The sequence below is a fragment of the Paenibacillus sp. FSL R10-2782 genome, assembly GCF_038592985.1.
Taxonomy (GTDB): Bacteria; Bacillota; Bacilli; order Paenibacillales; family Paenibacillaceae; genus Paenibacillus; species Paenibacillus terrae_C.
This window is the reverse complement of record NZ_CP151951.1, coordinates 160,938-185,968: the sequence shown is the minus strand read 5'-3', so window position 1 is coordinate 185,968 and position 25,031 is coordinate 160,938. Positions and strand designations below refer to the sequence as shown.

Sequence of the window (25,031 nt, the reverse complement as noted above, 5' to 3'; positions counted from 1 at the left end):
TATCTCAAGGCCGCACAAAAAGCAAACATCCACAACAAAAAGAGCCCTCTGCAATAGCAGAAGGCTCTAATAACTTTATAACCTGCGGTAATCAATTAGATACCGTACTTCTTCTTGAAACGATCCACACGGCCGCCAGCATCAAGGAATTTCTGCTTCCCTGTGAAGAATGGGTGGCAAGCGGAGCAAATCTCCACGCGCAGAGAACCTTTCACTGAACCGGTTTCGAACGTATTTCCGCAAGCACAAGTGACATTAGTTACGTTAAATTTCGGTTGAATAGCTTGTTGCATTGAACTTTCACCTCTTTCCGCCCTGAACGTCCTGTCAGCCCAGAGTTGTATGAACACATGTTCACATTATAGCACCTGGATATGAGCGTTTCAACAACTCTTTTTTGTATCCAAAAATGGCGTAAAACAGGTGCAGTTCAACCCGCTATTGACCGTTTTAGGCCTTGGCAAATTTGGGACGCGCCAGCCCTTGAGGCGGTACATGGGTGTAAGACCCGATAACGACATCGGGCAGTTCCTCCCGGTAAATCTCAAGCATTTGCTTCATGCCAAGAATCTCTCCTTGGGCAGGTGGAATCAGCTCCAGATAGCTTTCTGGATCAATATTCAGGTTGCGCATCTGAATAAGCTTGAGCTTTGTGCGTTTGGCAAACTCAATCATCGCTTCGATTTCTTCCTCGCGGTCTGTCACGCCCGGAAAAATCAAATAGTTAATCGACGTATATACTCCCTGCTCGGAAGCATAACGAAGTGATTTTTCCACATTGGCTAACGTGTAACCACGCGGTTTGTAATACGCATTGTAATGGTCGTCCAGCGCGCTAATCGTGCTGACCCGCATCAGATCAAGCCCGGCATCTACAATACCCCGGATATGATCGTTCAAGCCTGCATTCGTATTAATATTGATGTATCCCATATCTGTAACGGAACGGACCTCTTTGATCGAATCTATAATCAACTTGGCTTGAGTAGAAGGCTCCCCTTCACACCCTTGGCCAAAGCTAATAATGGACTCCGGTGTTTTCAAATGCTCCAGCATGACTTCCACAATCTCCTCGACACGAGGGCGGAAGTTCATTCTCGTCTGAGGGGATACAAAACCGCTGTTATCCGGCTGTTCCGAGATGCAGCCAAAGCATCCGGCATTACAAGAGTAAGATACCGGAACTCCACCCTCCCAGCGATTTAGGAACGTGTTCGAGGAGGTAAGACACTCATAGCCTAAGGCACAGTTGGACAAATGTTGGTACAGCCGATTTTCCGGGTACTGCTCCGTCATCCGCTGCACGCCCTGCTTTACCTCGTGGCGGTCACAGTTTTCCGGATTCCATTTGGACGGATTATCACTCCGCTCGGCCGTTACATAGAAAGCTCCATCTTTCCAGACCACGGCCGAATAACCGAACAAGGGGAGCTTATACTCCTTATCGGTCTTCACATACCCTGGCAGGCACAAGCGTGTAAAGCCTTGAGGTAACAAAGCCCCCACTGCCTGCATATCGCCTGGCAAGGAAACCATTTCCCCGGATTCAGGGTTCATACCGACCGGGCGTGTGTTGGGCAGACTTACCAGCGTAGCTCCTTCAGGTAGCGGAATGAGCTCATCTTCCATGATTTCAACAATCATGTCCGCACTGCGGGCAAGCCCATACAAAGAAGCATGATCATATACATTGCCTTTTTCGTCGGCATATACCAAATACATTGTGAAGCTCCTTTCGTTCCGCCAAGCGCACGCCTGAAACCCGTCGAACCGTGACGGGTGCGTGCTTGAGGAACAGATAAATACCTATTATGGAAATGACGATTATCCATAGGCTGATCATTGTTATTCAGGGTAGCTATGTGGCTGGTTTTAGTTGGTTGAAGCTGGAACCGATGCTGTGGTGGAACGCGTGGTCCTCCGTTGCGGAGTACTTGAACTGCTTTGCGAACCATTGGATGGTGCCGTTGGTTCAAACGAGGCCAAAAACTCTGCGTTATTGCTGCTGTTCCGCAATTTCTTCAGGAAGCCTTCCACAAAATCGTGGCTTTCTGTCATATTTTTACGAATGGCCCAAATAGTATCCAATTCTTCCTTACCTAACAACATTTCCTCACGCCGGGTACCGGAGCGACGAATATCAATAGCCGGGAATATGCGGCGTTCCGCAAGCTTGCGGTCCAAATGAAGCTCCATATTGCCTGTGCTTTTAAACTCTTCATAGATAATGTCATCCATCCGCGATCCTGTATCAATGAGCGCTGTGGCCAAAATGGTAAGACTTCCGCCCTCTTCCACATTCCGTGCCGCACCAAAAAAGCGTTTCGGACGGTGGAAAGCCCCTGGATCAATACCCCCACTAAGCGTACGACCGGATGCTGGAATAACCAAGTTGTAGGCACGTGCAAGACGAGTAATGCTATCCAGCAGGATAACCACGTCTTTTTTATGCTCTACAAGGCGAAGGGCACGCTCTAGAACCAATTCCACTACCTTGATATGGTTCTCAGGCAGTTCATCAAAAGTGGAAGCAACAACTTCACCTTTAACAGAACGCTGCATGTCGGTCACTTCTTCCGGACGTTCATCAATCAGCAAGACAAACAGCTCAATCTCGGGATTGTTGGTAGAAATGCTATTGGCAATTTCTTTGAGCAGAAGTGTTTTACCAGCTTTGGGAGGTGCCACAATGAGTCCACGCTGTCCAAGTCCGACAGGGGCCAATATATCCATTATTCTCGTAGACAAATTATTGGGGGTAGTTTCAAGGACTAATTTAGTTTGCGGATACAGTGGAGTCAGTGCAGGAAAGTGTAGCCGCTCAGCAGCTTGTTCAGGACTTCTTCCATTGACGGCGTTAACTTGAAGCAATCCAAAATATCGTTCATTCTCTTTCGGAGTCCGGCATTTACCGGATACTAGATCGCCTGTTCTCAAGTCAAACTTGCGGATTTGTGAAGCAGAGATGTAAATATCTTCGGTACTCGGGAGGTAATTGATCGGCCTCAGAAAGCCGTAACCTTCAGGAAGTATTTCCAGAACACCCTGCATAAACATCAATCCGCTCTTCTCGGCTTGTGCACGCAGGATGGCAAAAATTAATTCTTTTTTCTTGAGCGTTCCGTAGTACGGGATCTGGTATTGCTTGGCCAGTTTGTACAGATCGGTCAGCTTCATTTCTTCCAGATCGGAAATTTGCAGATCCATATAATAACCACCTATTCAATTATTAAGTCCATTCAAAACTAAATGATAGACAATGATATCATAAACGCCATCAACATAATTTTAACCAAAACAAATAAAGTTATGCAGCCATCTGCCTGGATTATACCGAATTATTACGGTTTTCCGATAAAAGATTGTTAGGTGAATCCATTTCATACATGATTAAGCCAACGAAATGTATGTACATATAGACAAACTAAACCATTTTGCTCTATATGTACTCTTGATTAAAGCTACTGAGGGGATTATGAAATTGATTCAGGTATAAACCTATATCTTGTATCATGCAGCGGCTGCATAGAGACTATCCATTCTATTGTTCATCCGTTTCGGGAGTCCCAAAATGTAAGAAGTTTGTTATTCTGTCTGCCGCCATACGTCCGCGCCCAAAAGACGCAGATTGGAGACAAGATGGTCATAACCACGGTCGATGTATTCTACACCTGACACCTCGGTTACGCCTTCACTTACGGTAAGTCCGGCAATGACAAGCGCTGCGCCAGCACGCAGATCGGCCGCTTTGACTTTAGCCGCATTTAGCTTGCCCCCCTCAATAATAGCCGAACGACCTTCTACGCGGATTTTAGCCCCCATTCGTACAAGTTCAGGGACATGTTTAAAACGATTGCTATAAACAAAATCGCTCAGTACACTGACCCCTTGCGCCTGAGTAAGCAAACTGGTCATAGGAGATTGCAAGTCTGTGGCGAATCCGGGGTAAATTAAGGCTTTAACATCAACATGCTCATATGAAGGTGAACCCAGAACACGAATACTTTCGTCATATTCCTCTATGCCAATACCCATTTCCTGCATTTTTGCAGTCAGAGCCTCCATATGCTTGGGAATTACGTTATCAATCAAAACATTACCACGAGTAGCCGCAGCAGCAATCATATATGTGCCCGCTTGTATGCGGTCAGGTATGATGGAGTGACGGCAGCCATGTAGCTCGGACACACCTTCAATCCGTATCGTTTCCGTTCCGGCGCCCTTAATAATGGCCCCCATGGAGTTTAACAAGGTTGCTACATCTATAATCTCAGGCTCTTTAGCCGCATTTTCGATAATTGTGGCGCCTTTGGCACGTGCGGCCGCCAGCATAATGTTAATCGTAGCTCCTACACTGCTGACATCCAAATAAATCTTGGTACCTCGCAGCTCTTTGGCATGCAAATGAATAGCACCGTGCTCATTCGTCACCGTAGCACCCAGTGCTTCAAAACCTTTGATATGCTGATCAATGGGCCGAGGTTCAAAATTACACCCTCCTGGCAAACCGATGATCGCTTCCTTGAATCTGCCTAGCATGGCTCCCATCATATAATAGGATGCCCGTAATTTTTTAACAGGTCCATTCGGCATGGGAATGGATTTAATGGAGGATGGATCTATTCTCATCTGGCTGCCTTCCCAGGCAACGGTTGCACCAAGTTCCTCCAGTATTTCGGAATATACCGCCACATCACTCAACAGCGGCAAATTGTCCAAAATGACTTCCGACTCTGCCAGAATGGCGGCGGGAATCAAGGCGATGGCACTGTTTTTGGCACCGCTGATGGAAACTGTACCTTGAAGCGGCCGTCCACCGGTGATCATCAATTTTTCCATAAGCTTGAGGGTCCCCCTACTTGTTTTGCAGTCGGTCAAATAATAAACTTTCAACTTTTTGGTGGTTAAAATGGAAAGACACCGGCTAAGCGGTGTGCTTTCCAAGTCAAACTATTCAACTGAACAGATTCAAATCCTCTGTGCAGAACTACAATTACAATCAAGAGATACATTGAACCATGCAGATGCACGGTACATCAACTTATTCTTACGCTTGGTTGTTGGAACCGAACTCACGGATTTTACCGATAACGGTTTGTTTAATCGCTTCACGACCTGGAGCGATAAATGTACGTGGGTCATAAGCATCCGGTTTCTCAGCAAGCACTTCACGAACCACTTTCGCGAACACGATTTGGTTCTCTGTGTTTACATTGATTTTGGAAGTTCCCAGCGAGATTGCTTTTTTGATGTCATGCGTTGGGATACCAGTACCACCATGCAGAACAAGTGGAAGTTTGATTGCAGTGCAGATCTCTTCCATTTCTTTGAATCCAAGGTTTGGCTCGCCTTTGTAAGGTCCGTGAACGGAACCCAGTGCAGGAGCCAGTGTGTCGATACCTGTTTCGTTAACGATACGCAGACAGTCGTCAAGCTTCGCGTACATTACGTCACCTACAACATCATCCTCTTGACCGCCAACCATTCCAACTTCAGCTTCAACAGAAACGCCTTTGGAATGTGCATATTCAACGACTTTTTTAGTCGTTTCGATATTTGTGTCGATTGGGCTGTGGGAATCGTCAATCATAACAGATGTGAAACCAGCATCAATGGCTTCTTTACATTTTTCAAAGCTGGAACCGTGGTCCAAATGGATCGCAACCGGAACCGTAATTTTCATGTCATGAATAAGACCTTCTACCATTTTAACAACAGTGTAGAAACCGCCCATGTGACGTGCTGCACCTTCAGATACACCCAGGATTACCGGGGATTTTTCTTCTTCAGCAGCGCCCAGAATAGCTTGAGTCCACTCCAGATTGTTAATGTTGTACTGACCTACCGCGTATTTTCCTTCAAGTGCTTTGTTCAACATGTCTGTCATAGATACCAATGGCATGGTTACAGTCCTCCTAAGGGTGTTTGGGTTTGTCTATATTTTAGCCGACATCACATACGGGCTTATTATACCACAACCCATGTTAAATACTAAACAAGCTTTTGCACATCAACACATACGAAAATCACGCTCAGGACGCCGTTTTTTCATAGAATTGTATAAGGAGAGGATTTACTTTCAGTATTTCCCATAAACACAAACAAAAAACCCTGTTGTGTTAACAGAGTTTTCAACCAAAGTGACTCTCTTCGTTACCCCTGAGTTGCTTGTTTACGGCGATTCGCATTTCATCAATATCAAAGGGCTTGGTAAAGTGCATGAGTGCTCCCAGCTCCGTCGCCTCTTTAATCATGTCCAGTTCTCCATAAGCTGTCATCATAATAACCTTGATATCGGGATTCATGGTCTTTAGATGCTTCAAGATTTCAAGTCCGTCCATACCCGGAATTTTCATATCGAGCAGAACCAAATCAGGAGGTTCCTTTTCAACAATTTCAAGTGCAATTTTTCCGTTTGCTGCCTGAAAGGTCTCGTAACCCTCACTTCCGAACACTTCCATCAGCAAAATTCGTATTCCATTCTGGTCATCGACGATTAACACTTTTTTCTTTTCCAATGTTTTAACCTCCTAAGATCTTAAAACGAGGATCATGCAGCTATTGCCATAACAGCGTCCGATGACGTACAATATCCGTCCCATACCCTAAACTATATTCGCTCCTGCAAAAAGAAAATCCTTCTCTTATACATAATTGTGGAATATTCTTTCATAATCAGGAAGCGTGGAATAAAAAAAAGACCTCCCTGAGGAGGTCTTACAGGCCGCAGCATTAGCCTTGAAGCTGCAATGCCGCCTTAACAAATTCACGGAACAACGGCTGTGGACGGTTCGGACGGGAAGTGAATTCCGGATGGAATTGTACCGCCAGAAACCATGGATGCCCAGGCAGTTCCACAATTTCCACCAAACGTCCGTCCGGTGAAGTACCGGAAATGCGAAGACCTGCCTTTTCAATAACTTCACGATACTCATTATTGAATTCATACCGATGACGGTGTCTTTCGTATACCAGCTCATCGTTGTAACAAGCCGAAGCCAACGAACCTTCCGTCAGTTTGCACGGATACAATCCGAGACGCATCGTTCCGCCCATATCTTCGATGTCCTTTTGGTCAGGCAGCAAGTCGATGACCGGGTAATCCGTAGCCGGATTGATTTCCGAGCTGTTGGCTCCATCCAGACCAGCCAGGGAACGGGCTACCTCAATGACAGATACTTGCATGCCAAGACAAATACCGAAGAACGGGATTTTCTGTTCACGAGCATAACGGATGGTACTGATTTTACCTTCAATTCCGCGATCGCCGAAGCCGCCCGGTACGAGAATACCGCCAATGCCGCCCAGCATGTCTGCTACGTTCTCGTCCGTTACTTCTTCTGCGTTCACCCAACGGATTTTCACATCCGCATTGGCGTCAAATCCGGCGTGCGAAAGGGATTCGACCACACTTAAATAAGCATCATGCAGTGCAACATATTTACCAACAATGGCGATTTCAACCGTTTTATCCAGCTTTCTGATCCGTTCAACAAGCCCTTCCCACTCCGTCATATCCGGTGCAGGTGTTGTCAGCTTGAGGTGATTGACTACGATCTCGTCCAAGCCTTCTTCACGCAAGTTCAATGGAACCTCGTACAAAGTCGAGGCATCGCGGCATTCTACTACTGCGTTAGCATCAATATCGCAGAACAGCGCGATTTTGGCCTTCATATCGGAGGAAAGTTCATGCTCTGTACGGCAAACAATGACATTCGGTTGAATGCCGATGCTGCGTAGTTCTTTTACACTGTGCTGAGTTGGTTTGGTTTTAACCTCACCAGCAGCTTTAATATAAGGAATGAGGGTTACGTGAATATACATTACATTCTCACGTCCTACCTCACTTTTGAGCTGACGGATCGCTTCCAAAAATGGCAAGCTCTCGATATCACCCACAGTACCGCCGATTTCTGTGATAATTACGTCCGAACCCGCTTCACGACCTGCACGATATACGCGCTCCTTGATTTCGTTCGTAATATGTGGAATAACCTGCACCGTACCGCCCAAATACTCCCCGCGACGCTCTTTGCTGATTACGCTGGAGTATACCTTACCTGTCGTGACATTGCTGTTCTTGGACAGATTGATATCAATAAAGCGCTCATAGTGTCCCAAGTCAAGATCCGTTTCCGCACCGTCATCCGTTACAAACACTTCACCATGCTGGTAAGGGCTCATCGTCCCCGGATCGACATTAAGGTACGGATCGAATTTTTGAATCGTTACCTTTAGTCCCCTGTTCTTCAGAAGCCTTCCCAGTGAAGCTGCCGTAATCCCTTTGCCCAAGGAAGACACAACCCCGCCTGTCACAAAAATATACTTTGTCACTGTTTAAAACCCTCCTAAATAAAGTCCAAAATTCAGGCGACATTATGATGTTATCGTAACCCGTTTACACGGATTATCATCCATGAAGAAGACAGCGAATCATTTTCCATACCCGCCGCCCTTAGCCCTCTTTCATGAGTGGAAACACCCTATAAAAAAACAAAAAAGCACTCCCGTAGTACGGGGCACTTTTATACAAAAAGCAAACATATAAGTGAATCAATCATAAGCCCAAGCAATAGTTTACCCCGTGTCCAATCCGCTGTCAAGGAAGTTATCTTTGTTAATTTGCCCATTGACAAAACTAAAGGGAATCCATCTGAAAGCTTCAAATCTGAAGGCAGTTTCAAGAAAATGGTCATGAAAAAGGGGAGAATACCTCTCCCCTTACAGCCTGATCCTAACGAAGCGAATCATCGTCGTCGTCTGTCGATTCGTCATCATTTTCATCTTCTGTATCTTCCTCATCACTGAGGTCTTCATCGTCTATAACCACGTCTTCATCGCTATCGTCATCTTCACCGTCGAACAGTTCTTCTTCGCTATCCTCGTCTTCACTGTCTGCATCGAAGTCATCATCGGTGCTGTAAGTTTCTTCTTCCTCATGATAGTCCTCTTCGTCGTCATCGTCTTCGTCATTAATGATACGAGGACGCTTGGCGCCTGTCAGAGCATCTTCGGATTTATCCACTGGATACCAACGCTTCAAGCCCCACAGATTCGTACCGACACAGGCAAAACGCCCGTCAATGTTGATTTCAGTATATAGCTGAGCGATAACGTCATTAATTTCTTCGTCGGACATGCCGCGCAATTTGGCGACTTCATTCATCAGGTCACGGTAATAATATGGAGTATTGGCCGCTTTCAATACCATAAATGCCAAATCCACCATTGGAGTCTCGTGGACTTTCTCCGGGTCAATCTTCAAGTTGAGTGGGGTACTCACCTAGGGACACTTCCTCTCACACGTAATTCACAAGAACATGTTTCAGAGCATACACGATACATGCAATACTAACATATCCATTATCAAAACTAAGTAAAACCTATTTGGAAGCAAATTGCAAGTTAAACATGGGTATCCGTACAATTTGCAGTAGTATGCCTTGAACAAGGCGGCGCACGTTAAAAAGACGGAGTCCCCCCCGTCTTTCGACTGTACCCGCTCCGGGAGAAGTTCCCAAAGTTGTTGCACAAGAGCTTATGCCCTCCATGTATCGTATGTGTCCGCGATCACTTTGACACGACAAGCAGGCCTATTTCCATAAAAAAGGGGCAGGTTTCCCATGCCGCCGCTGACGCTTGCTCATACAATACCTCAGCATGGCTCATCGGAGGGGGACTGTCTCAAATGGACTATCCGGGTTTTTTGCAGCGTTTGCACGAGGGGATTTCGGAGCCGTCCCGCAGTGGACGACACAAACAGATCATTACGTTCGATAAGCCTCACCAATACCGGGAATGCCTGTCCTATCTCAGGAAGCTGAAACCCGAGCTTGCGGGATTACGGCAAGTACAACCGGCCCGGCTGATTCGCGCCCTGATTGCCCCGCTTCCAGGGGGAAACAGGCTCGGCAAATATCACAACGGTGTTACCGTTGAAGAAGATACTCGCATGAGGGTACATGGAGGAGCGGCCCATATGCCGAAGACGGAGAAAAACCTGCCCATGCCGTGGGGGGTCAAACAGGTACGCGCACACAAGGCTTGGCCTTCCTCTACAGGAAACCGAATCAGGATTGGTGTGATTGACACAGGAGCGGATTTTCAACATCCTGATCTGCGTCATTCTCTCGCCAGAGGCATCAATTTGCTTAATCGGACCATGCTACCCTATGACGATAACGGTCACGGCACTCATATTGCCGGTACCATCGCGGCGTCCAACTATGATGAGGGTAGGATTGGCGTAGCACCTCAGGCGCTGATTCATCCTGTAAAAGCGTTTGACCATAACGGGGCCGCCTACGTTTCGGATATTATTCTTGGCATCGACTGGTGTGTATTGAATCGTATCGATATTATCAATATGAGCTTCGGTATGAAATCACGCAGCAAGGCGCTGCTTGATATGGTGAACAAAGCGTATCAAAACGGTATTGTGATCGTAGCTTCCTCGGGAAACGAGGGCAAGCGCCGGAGTATTGACTACCCCGCCCGCTATTCCCAGACCATTTCGGTCGGAGCTACCGATAAATACAGACGCATCGCACCTTTCAGCAACCGGGGACAATTCGTAGACGTGTACGCGCCGGGTGAAAAGATTATTTCCTCATGGATACACGGCAAGCATCACGAAATGAGCGGTACGTCTATGGCTACTTCTCACGTAACCGGAAGCATTGCCCTGCTCCTTTCACTGAGACCGGAGATGGGGCCTGGAGAAATCAAAGCACTGCTCAAGCGTACCGCTACACCGCTGCGCCTTCGTAAAAGCACAGGGCGCAACACTATATCCACGAAACTTGGGGAAGTCGATGCCTTCCGACTGATGCAGGAGGGTACGAAATAACGGATGGAGCAAAATGAATCATCTAAACGTTTAACGTTGCGCCTGGTTCCAAAGAGTGAATGGCTTTTACAGAGCTTTCGTGCTCGGTCCAGCCTTCTCTTATCAGCTCGCCCCGCACAAGATCGGTCTGCGGCTTGGGCGCATGAACGAGCACAACCTGTTTACCAGGCAACACCTTCAACATTTGTCTCACATCCGATATCCCCTGATGCACCTTGTAAATCAAATGCCGAACGATACAACAGTCATCCTGATCCCCACGTTCCAGCAGATGTTTACCAAAAGAACCGCTTGAAGCATGTCCCGTCAAAATAACACCGTTATGATTACTTTTTCCGCTACCTTTGCCCTCCCCCACACTCGACGGTTGATCCGACAAATATTGATAGTACCAGCGTGCCCGTGGCGAATCCATCATCCCATCCCCGGTTACGATGATAGCCGCAGCACTCTGTTCCAGCAGCCGTACTCGCTCCGCAGCATCACGAGGCACAAAGATCCTGTCACTGTGCAGCACATGTTCTATCCGTACAGGTGCTTCCGGGCGTAGCCATTCTTTCAAACAGCTCAGACGCTGTAATCCCTGCCATATGTCCGGCTCTATAATCATGACTTGTTCAGGGAATTGTTCGCTGGCCCACACGATCAAATCCTGTCCCCGACCAAAGGCAGGTACCGGAAGCAGCACATGACCACCAGCAGACAAAATCCGTTCCATCTCGACCCGCAGCCGCTCCAGCTTCACCGGCTGCGGGTCTATATCCATGTCATAGGCATTGTCCATAATGGAGATATCGGCTAGATTGGGTTCTGGTACATCGGCAACAAGCAGCTCGGACTCGCGGCTGTAGTCTCCCGAAAAGAATAACCGCTTCCCTTCCATTTCTGCTACGTACCACACAGCGCCAGCCAAATGCCCACTGCGTCCCCACATGATCCGTACACCCGGACTAGCCTCTTGCCACACCCCTGACGGCGCTTCATCCTCCAGATAACGGTAAGTGATGGATTCGATATCCTGTTCGTCGTAAGGCAATTTTCCGCCTCTCGATTCTACATAAGTATGCCAGGAGCGAAAATAGGAACCTAGCTGTTCCGCAGTGGCCTTTGTCGTCCACACCTCTCCCCGGTATCCATTTTTGTACAGTAAGGGGAGCGCCATCGAATGATCTTCATGTGCATGAGACAGCAATACAGCAGTCAGCCTCTCCGCCTCCTGCGGCGGAAAAACCGGATACTGCCCGGTTCCTTCCTTTTTCACACCACAATCCAGCATGATGCGATGCTGCTTTCCTTCCAAAACATAGCAGGAGCGGCCGTGTTCGCCCGCTCCGCCCCAAATTCGAAGCTTCGTCATCATCATTTCCACTTTCTTTGCGAGTTTAAGCTTTCCATTAAGATCAGCAGTAGCGTGGTCAAACCGACCGATATGACCGCCATTGCCATACCAAGCGACACCTGCCCCTGTTCGAACTGGGCAAAAATGTAGGTTGCAGACGTCTGGATGGATGGCGGCAAAATCAGCAACGAGCCGACCAGTTCGCGCGAAGCAATGGTAAAGGTCATCATCCAGCCTGCCAGCATGCCCGGTAAAATCAGCGGCAGCACAATCCGCCGGAATACATAAGTCGGTCGACCGCCAAACACCTGTCCTGCCTGAAAAAGAGCAGTATCTACCTGCGTAAAGGCGCTTTTGACATACTGGACTGTATAAGGAACAAACAAGACAACATACGTCAGAATGACCATACCGTACGTGTTATACAACGGAATCGGCATCCATGGCGAGTTCCACCATAAAATAAGGCCGACTACCATAACAATCCCCGGAACCGTGTTCGGAAGCAAGCTGAATGCATCCACCGTCCGCTGGAGCCTCGTACGCGAGCCGCCAATGACGAGCGCAAACCATGTGCCCAGCATAACGGCAATCGTCGATGCCCCCAAAGAGAGAAATATGCTGTTCAGCAACGCCTCCATGCTCTCTGAGCCCCAAGACAGCAGTTCCTTGTAATAATCGAGCGTAAAGTTATCCCAAGCCAAGCCGATCCCCCGCAGCTTCATGGTGGAAGCGGCGATAATTGAAAAATAAGGGATACCAATGGACGCCATTAGCAACAATAGAATGAATGCGATGCTCAGTCCCGTAGTCCAGCCGGATACACGAAGACGGGAAGGACGAGAACCTTTACCACCTACCAGCCTGTATGTGTACTTACGGTTGATCACCGATTGCACATACCACACGAGCAGACAGGCAGTTAAAAGCACTGAGGCCATGGATGTCGCCTTGCCGAAATCAATCGGCCAACTGGAAATGTATTTGTGAATTTCCGATGTCATGACCTCATACCCGATACGTCGCCCAAAAGTGGCGGGGGTTCCAAACTCGGCAATCGTTTTGACGAAAATGAGCAGCGCGCCCATTCCGTAAGCCGACAGCAGCAGCGGTAAAATGATCCGGCGGAACCTGTACAGAAAGCCGCCGCCCATAACGGCTCCGGCCTCTTCGAGACTGCCGCCAATCCTAACCAGCGCACCGCGCAGCAGCAGGTACAGGAACGGAAACAGATGCAGACTCATGATCATCACCATGCCGCCAAAGCTGAAAAAGAACGGGGTCAAGAAATGCAGGCTCGGAAACAACTGCTCCAGATACCCGTTTTTTTGCATAAACAAAATCCAGCCCATGGACCCGATATAGGGTGGGGTCATAAACGGAATCAATAGCACCACGTCCAGCCAGCGCCAGCTAGCGAGACGCGTGTTGGACATGACCCACGCGAGCGGAAGTGCAAGCACCGTCGTTCCGGCAATAACACAAATGCCCAGCCAGATCGAGCCGAACAGCACACCCATAAATCGGGATGCAGCCAACGTCTGGAAAGGCGCAGACCATTGTAATTGTCCATCTACATACACACTTTGGATGAAGATTTGTAGCAACGGCAGCACGATCAGTAAAGCAAGCGCGATCAGAGCGAGTGTCAGACTCCACGCTCTGATCTGTTTGACGGATAAGAACCCCATCCGCTTACTTGAACATTTGCGTGAACTTCTCTGTCACGTCAGGCCCGTGCTCGCCCATCCATTCCCAATTGGTCTTCAGCAACGGAATCTCATCCAGATTGGCGCGCTTATCTGCTTTGACATCCGTGCGTCCCGGAAGCAAGGAAGCGTCCGCTACCAGCTTCTGTGCCTCGTCCGACAGCAGATAGTCAATGAATGCCTTGGCGTTCTGCTCATGCTGTGTCGATTTGAGAATCGCTGCAGGGCGTGGGCTGATGACTGTTCCTTCCTTCGGATAAACAATGTCGATCGGCTCGCCTTTGGCTTTGGCCTTGTAGGTCATGTAATCAACCGCAGCAGCGACCATGCTTTTGGCTCCGGTAATGACCGGGTCCAGCGCTTCCTGATTGGCTCCAGCCATCGCTACGCCGTTAGCCTTGTACTGCTCGAACAACGTCCAGCCCCCATCGCCTTTGGCACTCAGGTAGCCAGTCATAAAATCCAGCGCCGAGCCGGACAGGGACGGATCAGGAATGTTAACTTGGTCCTTGTATTCCGGCTTCGCGAGATCGGCCCATGAAGTCGGCGGTGTCTTCACCAGCTTCGTGTTGTACGCGATACCTAACGCGGAAGCACTGGTGCTGAAATAGTTGCCTTCCTTGTCGGACCAATCGGGATTCAGCTTGTCCGCGTTTTGGGCATCCGGGTAGGGCAGCGTGAGGCCGTCTTTTTTCAAGCCTTGTACGGACGGAAGAGATGCCAGCACCACCACATCTGCTACCGGATTCGCCTTCTCGGCTTCCATGCGGGCCAAAATTTTACCTGTCGTTCCCTGGAACAGCTCGACCTTCACTCCGCTTTGCGCCTCATACCCAGCTACCAGCTTTTTTGCCAGTCCGTCAGGGCCTGCGCTGTAGACAACCAGCTTCTGATCGGTCGATGCCGCCCCGGCTTGTCCTGCTGATCCGGTGGATTGCGCACCATCCTTGGATGGTGTAGCCGTTCCACAGCCTGCGACAGCCAGTCCAAAGGTCAATGTTAATGCGAGCATCGCGCCCTTTTTCCAACCTGAACGAAAAACGTGCTTGTTTATCATCTTGTATATACCCCTTTTCCCTATGAATCGAGTTGGTGGATGTGTTGCGGTGATACCCAAATTTGCTTTTGTTCTCCGATAGGCAAGCGGGTGGAATGATACGCAGTCCACAGCTCGCCGTTCTCCGCCAATATGCGGATTTCATAACGATCTCCAACATAGCTGACATGCCGAATCTCTACTGTAAAAGAATGCTGATCCACTTGATTCTGTTCCCAGCGAACATGCTCGGGACGGAATAGCGTCCGCTCCGGCTCCAGCCAGTTCGACTTGCCGATGAACCTCGCCACCTCTGGATGAGATGGACGACTGTAGATGATTTCGGGTGTTCCGGTCTGCAAAATATGTCCGCTTCTCATGACGACCACTTCATCGGACATCGACATAGCCTCAATCTGATCATGGGTGACGTACAGAGCGGTCAGCCCCAGATCCCGCACCAGCGACAGCATTTCGATGCGCATCTCCTCGCGAAGCACCGCATCCAGTGCACTGAGCGGCTCATCGAATAAGACGAGCCTGGGTCGGATGGCGACCGCGCGGGCAAAAGCGACTCGCTGCTGCTGGCCACCAGATAGCTGATGAGGATATCGATCCTCCATCCCCGACAGTCTGACCTTGTCCAGCGCCTCCAGCACCGCCGCTCGCAGTTCCTTGCCACGCACGCTGCCAGAGCCGACGCCTTTGGCCTGCTTGACCGCACGCAGCCCGAAGGCCACATTTTCAAACACCGTCATATGCGGCCACAGCGCGAAATCCTGAAACACCATGCCGAAATGACGGAGATGAGCGGGAATATCCTTTTTGCGTTCTGCCGAAAAAAGAACTTCCTCCCCCAACGTGATCGTGCCGGTATCCGGCATTTCCAGCCCTGCAATCATGCGTAGAAGCGTTGTTTTCCCGCAGCCGGACGGACCGAGGAGTGTCGTGAATTGTCCCCGTCGTACGACCAGATTCGTCTCGTGCAATGCGGTCATATGACCGAAGGTTTTACTCAAACCGTGAATATATAGATCCTGATTCATCGCATTACCTGCCTGTTCTTATGACTGACCCCAGTGTAAAGCTTGAATTCGCAGCCTGTGTTATTGGAAAGTTAAAGCAAAATTAATTATTTCAATGAATTGTGTTAACACTCATAGATTTAATCTATATAGAGGGGATTGATACCGCCACGCATGGAGCGGAATGAGTTTCCGATCAAACAGAAAGCGGGGCATCCAAGTGAATTTAAGTCTTCTGAAGCTGCATATTGTAGAGTTGCTGAACAAGCATCATAAAATTACCACAGTAGCTGAGCTTCTCGGTCTGAAACAACCGACCATCACCTTTCATATGAGAAACCTGGAGCGGGATTTGGGGGTGAAGCTGTTCGACACGCGTATGGGCAAAATCATCCTGACGGATGCTGGGTACGCGCTGCTCCACTATGCCGGCAAGATTAATGCGCTCGCCGCCGAGGCGGAGCGGGTTGTCTGCGAGTTCGACACACTCCAGCGGGGGAGCATTCGAATCGGCGCAAGCTATGTACCAGCTACCTATGTGCTTCCTGCGGTGCTGCACCGTTTTGCCCGGGAACATCCGGGAATTCATATTGCCTTGTCCGTGAAAACTGCTCCGGTGATCAAGGACATGCTTGCCCGTCACGAAATCGACCTTGGCGTTATTTCAACAGAGCCGTTTCAAGTGCCCTCACTGGTATCGGAATCCTTGGGCGAGGATGAGCTGGTACTGATCTGCGCACCGGATCACCCGCTCGCAAGCGAAACCGATTTAACACCTGAGCGAATCGCTTCTTCCTCTTTCGTGCTGCACGGCAAGGATTCCAGCACACGCCAAATGACAGACAAATGGCTGGAGCATGGCGGACGCCGCCTCCCCTCCTATTTGGAGCTGGATTCGCTGGAGGCGATCAAGCAGGCGGTCATGCTGGGAGAACACGTCTCTTTCGTCTCCCGCATAGCTGTGCAGTCTGAGGTTGAACGCGGGATGCTCGTCATACGGCCTATTCCGGGCCAACGTGTAGAGCGGTACATTTATATGGTTAGCAATAAGGACCGCCACCGCTCCGCTCTAATCCGCCAATTTGCTGAATATTTGTCAGGGAACCAAGAATAAATCTTACCTGTCATATAGAAATTATGTTATTTTTTAACCAGAGTACCAGCTTGCCTTGACATACGACTGACATTACACCCGTAAAGTGTAGCGTGTACCCCCATTCGGACGAACAGGAGATGATTGGATGAAAACCGGTCTTCGTATCACAAAGGCTTTGTCAGTATTAACCCTGAGTGCAGTGCTGCTTGTAACGGGATGGAAAGGGGCCGAGCCTGCGCAGGCTGCCGCTAATGCCACACCAAGCTATGAGGTAAAACTGATGCTGGATACAGCTAAGGTCCTCAATGCGGACGGCTCTTTGAAAAGCAGCGTAGCCAACGAGTTTCAAATTAGCGAAGCTGCGCAACGATTGAGCGTCGAATATTTTGACACGGATCAATTGCAATTGAACAACGAGGGCTGGAATGTCAGATTTCGCAAAAAAGAAGATAAAAAGAATTATGAATTAACCTACAAGAAACGGTACACAGTCACGAACGGAGATATCAACGCGGCTCTCACCCAAGCCAATAAAGAAGGCTTCAGCGCATCCGACGATAACTACGATGCTGAGGTGGATTGGGGCTATAGCAAACAGACACTGAGCTTTTCCAATGACAAAAAAACGAACGCTTCCAAAGGATTAACTCTTCCTTCCCCGGATCAGGCGTTAAAGCAACTATTGGACAATCTTCCAGGCAAGCTGCAAAACTGGAAAACCAGCAACTGGGGCAAACAAGCCTTGGCAGACTCCAGAGTACGCGGTCCTGTACAGGTCAGCAAATATGGAGGCAGCTTCCAGGGATTGGATACCGATGTTGAAGTCTGGCCTATCCGCAGTGCGAACGGATCAGGTACAGATACCATCATTGAAATCTCCTTCAAAACCTCGGACTACAGCGTTGCCTCCAGCAATCGCACCAAGCTGATCAATCTGCTGCAATCCAAAGGGTGGCTGGTTCCCGCCGATTCCCTGAAAACGAATTTGGTACTGGAACGCTACTAAGCTGCTCGTACAAAAAAGGAACCGCACGTGCCACCCTGCTGGGGATGGTACAGACGGTTCCTTTTATCATTAAAGTGGCTTGCTTACATGCGTTCCGGTGCAGACACGCCTACCAGCTTCAGCACATTGGCAATGGTGGTGCGCACCGCGCCAAACAGTGCCAAGCGGGCCTGCGTTTGAGCGGCATCCTCAGTGATCACACGTTCTGCTTTATAGTAGCTGTGGAACAGCGATGCCAGCTCGTAGACGTAACGAATCATACGGTGTGGCGCAAAGCTCGCAGCCGCTACCGATATTTCCTCCGGAAGCTCGCCGATTTTGCGCAACAGGTCGTATTCATGCTCAGCCGTCAGCTTGGACAGATCAACCTCTGCCAACGGCAGTACCGCAATGCCCTGCTCCTCAGCTTGACGGTATACGCTGCACGCCCGCGCGTGGGCATACTGCACGTAGAATACCGGATTTTCATTAGAAGTGGAAATCGCCAAATCCATGTCAAAATCCAGATGCGAATCCATGCTGCGCATCGTGAAGAAGTAACGGATCGCGTCCACGCCCACTTCTTCCATCAGGTCTTCCATCGTCACGGCCTTACCGGTACGCTTGGACATTTTTACCTTTTCCCCATTTTGGAACAGGCTGACCATTTGGGCAATCAGCACTTTGAGCTTATCCGGGTCGTTGCCCAGTGCTTCCATAGCTGCTTTCATCCGTGGAATGTAGCCGTGGTGATCCGCTCCCCAAATGTTGATGATTGTGTCATACCCACGGGCATATTTGTCGCGATGGTAAGCGATATCCGGGGTCAGGTACGTGTATGTACCGTCATTTTTGATCAAGACACGGTCTTTATCGTCGCCGTACTTGGTTGTGTTCAGCCATGTGGCTCCGTCCTTCTCATAAATCTCCTCACGGTCACGCAGCTCATTCAGCGCTTTAAGTACTTCACCGTTCTCATACAGCGATGTTTCGCTGAACCAGGAGTCAAAAGGTACACGGAACAGCTCCAGATCGCGCTTGATCTTGTTCAGTTCCTTTTCCAGACCGTAGTCACGGAAATAAGCTGCGCGGTCGCCTGGTGTCAAAGACAACAGGGAATCGCCCTTCTCGGCCACCAGTTCCTTGGCAAATCCGATGATGTCCTCACCGTGATACCCGTCCTCCGGCATCTCCGCAGGCTGTCCCAGCTCTTGCAAATAACGGGCCTCAATCGAGCGGCTCATGTTGTAAATCTGGTTGCCCGCATCATTAATGTAGTATTCACGAGTTACCTTGTATCCGGCAAAATCAAGCACGTTGCAGAGGGCATCCCCCACTGCCGCACCACGTGCATGGCCCAAGTGCAGGCTACCTGTCGGATTCGCACTGACGAACTCGATTTGTACCTTTTTGCCTGCACCTTCCTGTATACGTCCGTAATCCGCTCCCTGCTCCTGCACTTGTTTAATGACAGCATAAAGGTAGCCCTTGTTCAGACGGAAGTTAATAAAGCCCGGTCCGGCAATTTCCGCGCTTTCAATTGAAGCGGCAGCCAAGTCCATATTTGCGATCAAATCTTCTGCAATTTGACGCGGGTTTTTCTTCGCAATGCGGGTGAGCTGCATCGCCGCGTTCGTAGCCAAATCACCGTGCGACTTGTCCTTCGGCACCTCCAGCGTGATCGTCGGCAGCTCTTCGCGGCTCACGATTCCAGCAGCCAGTACCGCCGCCTCGATAGCTGAGGTCACCTTTTGATTAATGAGTTCCAGTGGATTGCTTGTCATGATTGTTGCTCCTCCTGTATATGCAAACTGATGGCAAAATGCCCCGAGAAATCCTCAAATACGTACAGATCATAAGTCCAGCTCACCTGTCCGGTAAATCCGTCCATTCGAATATCGAGCTTCTGCGTATGCGCAGACATGTTCAGGCTTAAATAAGGCGATCGGTAAAATCCCGGCAATCTTCGTCCCAGCGCAAATGACTGCTCCGATTGCACCTCGCCATGACGAATCAGCTTCAACTCATCCGGTCCGATTTTGACCGTGTTCCGTGTCGTTCCGCCCTCAGGTCCCTCTTGGGGTTCATCGTACCTTATATATAGATGCTTCCCACGCACGATGGCTTCTCCGGGAAGCTCCTGCACCACATCTTCTCCGTCGTGATGACTATGAAGACGGATTTGGACCTTTGCATTATGTGGCATGTGTTCAAACTCCATTCTATCGCTATCCTACTGTACTACTATATCCAGTTCCCGTTTGCAATTCAAATGAGATTTTACAAAAAGATGCTTTCATCCACAAAAAAAACAGCTATTGTGGAGTGACTCCATCGGGTGCCTGGCTAAAGCTTTCGATAAATCGGGAGGCCAGAGAAGACATGTAACGATCCTTGAGCCAGACAGCCGCCACACGAGTATGCAGTTCTTCACACATAATTTCCTTCACCATTAACTGGTTATTGCTGCCCAGAGTCAGTGCGGACCGTGAAATCATACCGATACCCAGTCCTTCATTAGCCCAATGAAGCGTAGTGCGGGCATCATCGTTTTTGCAAAAGAAATTCGGCTCAAAGCCGTGCTTCATGCAGGCGTCGTGGATCAATTGCTCAAAGCGGCGGTACACGATGAGCGGTCTGTTCTTCAAGTCAGACAACGGAATCGTCTTCTGGTCAGGGTTCCAGTCATGCTCTTCTGTCATCACCGCGACCATCGGCTCGGAGGCTGCATATCTACACCCCAGATCGGTAGTGTTGAACGGCGTTCTAACGATACCGACCTCTACGATCCCCTTTTTCAACAGATCTAGGATCATGAACGTGTTTCCCTCATGGATTTCAAATTTTACGCCCGCATAGGTTTTGTGAAATTCGGAAAGCCTGTCTTTCATCAGGGCTGCGCCGGAAGAAGAGACAGTTCCAATCGTGAGCGTTCCCTTCATACCTTTGGCAAAATCATTTATTTCCCTCGTCGTGGCATCGGTCAGCTCCAAAATCTGCCTGGCCCTGTTCTGCAAAATGATTCCGGCCTCCGTCAGATGAATGCTTCGCGGGCCTCGATGCACGAGCTTTACACCCAGCTCTTCCTCAAGCTGCATGAGTTGCTGACTTAGGGGAGGCTGTGCGATTTGCAACTTTTTGGCTGCCGCAGTGATTTGTCCCGCCTCTGCAATTGCCAGAAAATACTTGAGATGTCTCAATTCCATCATGGACCTCCGGTACTGATATATGTAATACATATACCTCTAATATATATTAAATATTATTCATATGGTTTGGGATATGCCATAATCATATTCAGTTATCAGGTTGAATCAACGGGCATTATACATTATTCAGGTTAGGTGATGGTTTTTTTGCTGAAATTTGCTGTTTTTTTGAAGCCTTATAAAAAGGAAAGTATTCTTGGGCCTCTGTTTAAACTGATTGAGGCGATTCTGGAATTGTTGCTGCCTACGATGGTAGCGCTAATGATCAATCATGGCGTTGGCAAAGGTGATACCCATTATGTTTGGCAGATGGGTCTTTTGATGTTGCTTATGACCGTGCTGGGCTTTGGCAGCTCAATGGTGTGCCAGTTCTACGCAGCCCGGGCCTCTCAAGGATTTGGAACGACGCTGCGCAATACGATGTTTAAGCACATTTCATCGTTCTCTTATGCCGATCTGGATAAGTTTGGTACACCCTCACTCATCAATCGGATCACGAACGATGTGAATCAACTCCAGACGGCTGTGGCGATGCTGATTCGTCTGGTCATTCGGGCTCCTTTTATTTGCATTGGGGCTATTATCATGTCGATGATCCTGGACTTTCGCCTCGCTTTGGTACTTTTGGCCGCTACGCCAATTCTGGCTTTGATCCTGTATCTGGTTATTACGAAGGCTTCGCCGTTGTACCGCCAGTATCAGAAAAAGCTAGACAACATCGCTCTTGTACTCAGCGAAAATCTAACAGGGGTAAGGGTCATACGGGCCTTTGCCAAAAGAGGAGCCGAACGAGTCAAGTTCAATTCAGCCTCGGATGACCTGACCCAAACCGCCATCCGTGTAGGGCGCATTTCCGCTTTGCTCAGCCCAGCCACCTTGCTGGTGGTCAACGGAGCCATTATTGCGATTCTGTGGGTCGGCGGCATTCATATTCAATATGGATCTCTTACGCAAGGGGAGATTATTGCTTTTATTAATTATATCACGCAGATTTTGCTGGCTCTCATCGTGGTGACCAATTTAATTATTCTGTTTACCAAAGCCGCAACCTCGGCAGCACGGATTCAGGAGGTTCTGGATACCCAAGCTTCGATCTCCGATGTTGCTATATCTGAAGGTCAGCCGGTTAAAGATCATACGTCCTCACAAAAAAACGTACCAGTTATCGCTTTTGATCACGTCTCCTTCGGATACAACCAAACGGGACAATTGGCGCTTAGCGATGTTACCATTGACATCTACCCCGGTGAAACGGTCGGTATCATCGGAGGAACGGGTTCGGGGAAATCTACGTTTGTGAATCTCATTCCCCGGTTCTATGACGCGGTGGAGGGGCGGGTTCAAATCGAAGGCATCGACGTTCGCCAGTATAAGCTTGAACCATTGCGGCAGAAAATCGGGATTGTTCCACAAAAGGCGCTGCTGTTCACCGGCACCATAGCGGATAATATTCGCTGGGGTCATGAACACGCCACCGATGAGGAGATCGCCCGAGCAGCAGCGATTGCGCAAGCGGATGAGTTCATTGCCAATCTGCCCGAAAAATACGATGCTCCGATTGCCCGAGGGGGCCTTAATCTGTCGGGAGGTCAAAAGCAACGTCTAACCATTGCCAGAGCTATTGTAGGGAATCCGCAAATCCTCATTTTGGATGATTCATCAAGTGCACTTGATTTTGCAACCGATGCCGCCTTGCGTAAATCGTTACGGGAAAATAGCAGCAGCATGACCGTCCTGCTTGTCTCGCAACGGGTCAGCAGCGTACAGCATGCTGATAAAATTATTGTGTTTGACGAAGGGCGGGTTGTCGCTGTCGGCACACACGAACAGTTGATGAGCAGTTCAGATGTATATCAGGAAATTAATCGTTCCCAGCTCTCAACGCAGGAGGTAGACCAATGAGCGCCAAGGAAACCTGGAGAAGATTGTTAACCTATGTGGGTCAATATAAAAAAACAGCGTTTTGGGTCATTGTCAGCGCAATTCTCAGCGTGCTTGCCAGTCTGATAGGTCCCTATATGATCGGTCAGGCCATCGACCATATGGTGGATAAGGGAGTAGTGGATTTTAGAGGAATTGCGCATATTCTTGCCGGATTAGGCATGGTGTATGCCGTAGGCAGCTTGTTTAGCTGGCTGCTCACCTATTTGACGAACCGTATTGCTTATCAGACGGTCAATGATATGCGGCGAGAGTTATTTGATCATTTTAATATCCTGCCATTAAGCTTTCATGACAATCACCCGCAAGGTGACAGTATCAGCCGTTTTGTGAACGATATGGATGCCGTGTCGGATGGGCTACTTCAAGGTTTTTCCACCTTGATAACTGGGATTATTACGATTATAGGCTCGATTGTGCTCATGCTGTATATCAGTCCGATCATGACGCTGGTCGTGCTGGTGTCAGCCCCGGTTACGTATGGCGTGGCACGGTTCATTACCACACGATCCCAGCGCATGTTCCGCGAACAGGCCCAAATTTTAGGAAGTCTGAATGGTTATGTGGAGGAAATGATTGGCGGACAACGGGTGGTTACAGCCTTTCATTATGAAAACCGTTCTTTTGACGAATTCGCCGCCAAAAATGACCAACTGTATCAAGCCGGGGTAAAATCACAGTTTTATGGATCATTGTCCAATCCCTCCACCCGTCTAGTGAACAACATGACCTTCTCGGTCACGGCGATGATCGGCTGTATATCCATCATTTTGGGTGTAATTTCGGTAGGCGGATTGTCAAGCTTTCTGATCTATACGAACCTGTTCGCCAAGCCCTTTAATGAAATCACAGGGGTGCTAACTCAGTTCCAAGCGGCTACGGCTTCTGCCCAGCGCATATTCGCTATTTTGGACTCACCGTCTGAGCAGCCGGAAAAATCGAACGCCGTACATTTGGAACGCAGCAAAGGCACGATTCTTTTTGATCATGTCAAATTCTCCTATACCCCGGAGCGTACGCTCATTACGGACTTTAGTCTGGAGGTTAAGCCGGGTACCCGTGTTGCGATTGTCGGTCAAACCGGGGCAGGCAAAACAACGCTCGTCAACCTGCTCATGCGGTTCTATGATGTAGATAGCGGCTCGATATCCATCGACGGGGTCAATATCAATGACATGAGCCGGGACAGCTTGCGGACTAATTTTGGCATGGTACTCCAGGATACATGGCTGTTCAGCGGTACGATTCGGGACAATATCGCTTACGGAAAGCCGGAAGCAACGGAAGAAAAAGTGATCGCGGCTGCAAAGGCTGCCAATGCACATAGCTTCATCAAGCGTCTGCCTCATGGCTACGATACGGTCATCAGCGGTTCAGGCGACAGCCTGTCGCAAGGTCAAAAGCAGTTGCTCACCATCGCGCGGGTAATCCTCGTCGATCCACCTATGCTCATTCTAGATGAAGCGACCAGCAGTATAGACACCCTGACAGAAGCGCGTATTCAAAAGGCGTTTATGAAAATGATTGCCGGACGCACCAGCTTTGTGATCGCCCACAGACTATCGACCATCCGCGAAGCGGATCTGATTTTATACATGAAAAACGGCGATGTGGTCGAAAGCGGAACCCATGAGGGTCTGCTTGCAAGCGGGGGACATTATGCCTCGCTCTATAACAGCCAGTTCACTACGGCCTAGCAAGCTGACCTGATACGGTCGCAGTGGACTTAAACGCAAGGTTGGCTGAACGCCGTGGGTCGCTCCAAAAATATTTTTTTCTTTGAAAAATACCCTTTCATCTTATATAATAAAAAAACACGAACAAATGTTTCGGTTTTATGTA

The 25,031-nt window shown here is 49.0% G+C and carries 20 protein-coding genes; 5 read left to right on the top strand and 15 right to left on the bottom strand.

Annotation, left to right across the window (positions count from 1 at the left end; translation table 11 throughout):
- Positions 1-95 precede the first annotated feature (95 nt).
- The 8 genes from rpmE to rpoE all read right to left on the bottom strand — a co-directional run bounded on the left by rpmE (position 96) and on the right by rpoE (position 9,283).
- Positions 96-293: a 50S ribosomal protein L31 gene (rpmE, locus tag NST83_RS00750; protein ID WP_134911660.1), complete on the bottom strand. Its 198-nt coding sequence runs from the start codon at positions 291-293 to the stop codon at positions 96-98.
- Positions 294-450: 157 nt separating this feature from the next.
- Positions 451-1,722, bottom strand: coding sequence for a radical SAM protein (locus NST83_RS00745; protein ID WP_342416216.1), 1,272 nt, complete (start codon positions 1,720-1,722; stop codon positions 451-453).
- A 150-nt stretch (positions 1,723-1,872) separates the two neighbouring features.
- Positions 1,873-3,207 carry a transcription termination factor Rho gene (gene rho / locus NST83_RS00740; protein ID WP_342416215.1) on the bottom strand — a complete coding sequence of 445 codons (1,335 nt, stop codon included), beginning with the start codon at positions 3,205-3,207 and terminating at the stop codon, positions 1,873-1,875.
- Between the two features lie 378 nt (positions 3,208-3,585).
- The gene (locus NST83_RS00735) at positions 3,586-4,839 is read right to left on the bottom strand and encodes a UDP-N-acetylglucosamine 1-carboxyvinyltransferase (RefSeq protein WP_025683194.1); all 1,254 of its coding nucleotides are present in this window, start codon (positions 4,837-4,839) and stop codon (positions 3,586-3,588) included.
- A gap of 208 nt (positions 4,840-5,047) precedes the next feature.
- Positions 5,048-5,902, bottom strand: coding sequence for a class II fructose-1,6-bisphosphate aldolase (gene fba, locus NST83_RS00730; RefSeq protein ID WP_342416214.1), 855 nt, complete (start codon positions 5,900-5,902; stop codon positions 5,048-5,050).
- Positions 5,903-6,131: 229 nt separating this feature from the next.
- Complete coding sequence (locus NST83_RS00725; RefSeq protein WP_342416213.1) at positions 6,132-6,518, bottom strand: response regulator; 387 nt, start codon at positions 6,516-6,518, stop codon at positions 6,132-6,134.
- A 214-nt stretch (positions 6,519-6,732) separates the two neighbouring features.
- A complete protein-coding gene (locus tag NST83_RS00720) occupies positions 6,733-8,334 on the bottom strand; it encodes a CTP synthase (protein WP_137061068.1) in 1,602 nt (533 codons plus the stop codon).
- 400 nt (positions 8,335-8,734) lie between these two features.
- Complete coding sequence (gene rpoE / locus NST83_RS00715; RefSeq protein ID WP_137061067.1) at positions 8,735-9,283, bottom strand: DNA-directed RNA polymerase subunit delta; 549 nt, start codon at positions 9,281-9,283, stop codon at positions 8,735-8,737.
- A gap of 405 nt (positions 9,284-9,688) precedes the next feature.
- Between rpoE and NST83_RS00710 the strand changes: the two genes are divergently transcribed.
- The gene (locus NST83_RS00710) at positions 9,689-10,849 is read left to right on the top strand and encodes a S8 family peptidase (protein ID WP_342416212.1); all 1,161 of its coding nucleotides are present in this window, start codon (positions 9,689-9,691) and stop codon (positions 10,847-10,849) included.
- A 22-nt stretch (positions 10,850-10,871) separates the two neighbouring features.
- Here the strand turns inward: NST83_RS00710 and NST83_RS00705 are convergent, their stop codons facing one another.
- From NST83_RS00705 to NST83_RS00690, 4 genes are read right to left on the bottom strand one after another with little or no spacing between them, the layout of a single operon-like run.
- Positions 10,872-12,212, bottom strand: coding sequence for an MBL fold metallo-hydrolase (locus tag NST83_RS00705; RefSeq protein ID WP_342416211.1), 1,341 nt, complete (start codon positions 12,210-12,212; stop codon positions 10,872-10,874).
- Entirely contained in the window at positions 12,209-13,879 is a 1,671-nt protein-coding gene (locus NST83_RS00700) for an iron ABC transporter permease (protein WP_342416210.1), read from the bottom strand. Before NST83_RS00700 ends, NST83_RS00705 begins: the two co-directional genes overlap by 4 nt.
- A 4-nt stretch (positions 13,880-13,883) precedes the next feature.
- Positions 13,884-14,954 (bottom strand): ABC transporter substrate-binding protein, encoded by a 1,071-nt coding sequence (locus NST83_RS00695; protein ID WP_137061063.1) that lies wholly within the window; start codon positions 14,952-14,954, stop codon positions 13,884-13,886.
- A gap of 20 nt (positions 14,955-14,974) precedes the next feature.
- Entirely contained in the window at positions 14,975-15,979 is a 1,005-nt protein-coding gene (locus tag NST83_RS00690) for an ABC transporter ATP-binding protein (protein ID WP_342416209.1), read from the bottom strand.
- 199 nt (positions 15,980-16,178) lie between these two features.
- On the opposite strand from NST83_RS00690, the gene NST83_RS00685 reads away from it, so the two are divergent.
- Both NST83_RS00685 and NST83_RS00680 read left to right on the top strand, forming a co-directional pair.
- The gene (locus NST83_RS00685) at positions 16,179-17,072 is read left to right on the top strand and encodes a LysR family transcriptional regulator (protein ID WP_342416208.1); all 894 of its coding nucleotides are present in this window, start codon (positions 16,179-16,181) and stop codon (positions 17,070-17,072) included.
- A gap of 127 nt (positions 17,073-17,199) precedes the next feature.
- Positions 17,200-18,060 carry a hypothetical protein gene (locus tag NST83_RS00680; protein ID WP_137061060.1) on the top strand — a complete coding sequence of 287 codons (861 nt, stop codon included), beginning with the start codon at positions 17,200-17,202 and terminating at the stop codon, positions 18,058-18,060.
- 83 nt (positions 18,061-18,143) lie between these two features.
- On the opposite strand, the gene argS is transcribed toward NST83_RS00680, so the two are convergent.
- From argS to NST83_RS00665, 3 genes are all read right to left on the bottom strand, one after another.
- Entirely contained in the window at positions 18,144-19,823 is a 1,680-nt protein-coding gene (gene argS / locus NST83_RS00675; RefSeq protein ID WP_342416207.1) for an arginine--tRNA ligase, read from the bottom strand.
- Entirely contained in the window at positions 19,820-20,260 is a 441-nt protein-coding gene (locus NST83_RS00670; protein ID WP_342416206.1) for a DUF1934 domain-containing protein, read from the bottom strand. The genes argS and NST83_RS00670 overlap by 4 nt, the downstream gene beginning before the upstream one ends.
- 94 nt (positions 20,261-20,354) lie before the next feature.
- The gene (locus NST83_RS00665) at positions 20,355-21,245 is read right to left on the bottom strand and encodes a LysR family transcriptional regulator (RefSeq protein ID WP_137061057.1); all 891 of its coding nucleotides are present in this window, start codon (positions 21,243-21,245) and stop codon (positions 20,355-20,357) included.
- Positions 21,246-21,395: 150 nt separating this feature from the next.
- On the opposite strand from NST83_RS00665, the gene NST83_RS00660 reads away from it, so the two are divergent.
- Entirely contained in the window at positions 21,396-23,150 is a 1,755-nt protein-coding gene (locus tag NST83_RS00660) for an ABC transporter ATP-binding protein (protein WP_342416205.1), read from the top strand.
- Positions 23,147-24,886, top strand: a complete 1,740-nt coding sequence (locus NST83_RS00655) for an ABC transporter ATP-binding protein (protein WP_342416204.1) — start codon at positions 23,147-23,149, stop codon at positions 24,884-24,886. The genes NST83_RS00660 and NST83_RS00655 overlap by 4 nt, the downstream gene beginning before the upstream one ends.
- Positions 24,887-25,031 lie beyond the last annotated feature (145 nt).

Bases quoted from the DNA above. Each gene is read 5' to 3' on its own strand.
- rpmE (WP_134911660.1), bottom strand. From the start codon at position 293: ATGCAACAAGCTATTCAACCGAAATTTAACGTAACTAATGTCACTTGT.
- NST83_RS00745 (WP_342416216.1), bottom strand. From the start codon at position 1,722: ATGTATTTGGTATATGCCGACGAAAAAGGCAATGTATATGATCATGCT.
- rho (WP_342416215.1), bottom strand. From the start codon at position 3,207: ATGGATCTGCAAATTTCCGATCTGGAAGAAATGAAGCTGACCGATCTG.
- NST83_RS00735 (WP_025683194.1), bottom strand. From the start codon at position 4,839: ATGGAAAAATTGATGATCACCGGTGGACGGCCGCTTCAAGGTACAGTT.
- fba (WP_342416214.1), bottom strand. From the start codon at position 5,902: ATGCCATTGGTATCTATGACAGACATGTTGAACAAAGCACTTGAAGGA.
- NST83_RS00710 (WP_342416212.1), top strand. From the start codon at position 9,689: ATGGACTATCCGGGTTTTTTGCAGCGTTTGCACGAGGGGATTTCGGAG.
- NST83_RS00705 (WP_342416211.1), bottom strand. From the start codon at position 12,212: ATGATGATGACGAAGCTTCGAATTTGGGGCGGAGCGGGCGAACACGGC.
- NST83_RS00700 (WP_342416210.1), bottom strand. From the start codon at position 13,879: ATGGGGTTCTTATCCGTCAAACAGATCAGAGCGTGGAGTCTGACACTC.
- NST83_RS00695 (WP_137061063.1), bottom strand. From the start codon at position 14,954: ATGATAAACAAGCACGTTTTTCGTTCAGGTTGGAAAAAGGGCGCGATG.
- NST83_RS00690 (WP_342416209.1), bottom strand. From the start codon at position 15,979: ATGAATCAGGATCTATATATTCACGGTTTGAGTAAAACCTTCGGTCAT.
- NST83_RS00680 (WP_137061060.1), top strand. From the start codon at position 17,200: ATGAAAACCGGTCTTCGTATCACAAAGGCTTTGTCAGTATTAACCCTG.
- argS (WP_342416207.1), bottom strand. From the start codon at position 19,823: ATGACAAGCAATCCACTGGAACTCATTAATCAAAAGGTGACCTCAGCT.
- NST83_RS00670 (WP_342416206.1), bottom strand. From the start codon at position 20,260: ATGGAGTTTGAACACATGCCACATAATGCAAAGGTCCAAATCCGTCTT.
- NST83_RS00665 (WP_137061057.1), bottom strand. From the start codon at position 21,245: ATGGAATTGAGACATCTCAAGTATTTTCTGGCAATTGCAGAGGCGGGA.
- NST83_RS00655 (WP_342416204.1), top strand. From the start codon at position 23,147: ATGAGCGCCAAGGAAACCTGGAGAAGATTGTTAACCTATGTGGGTCAA.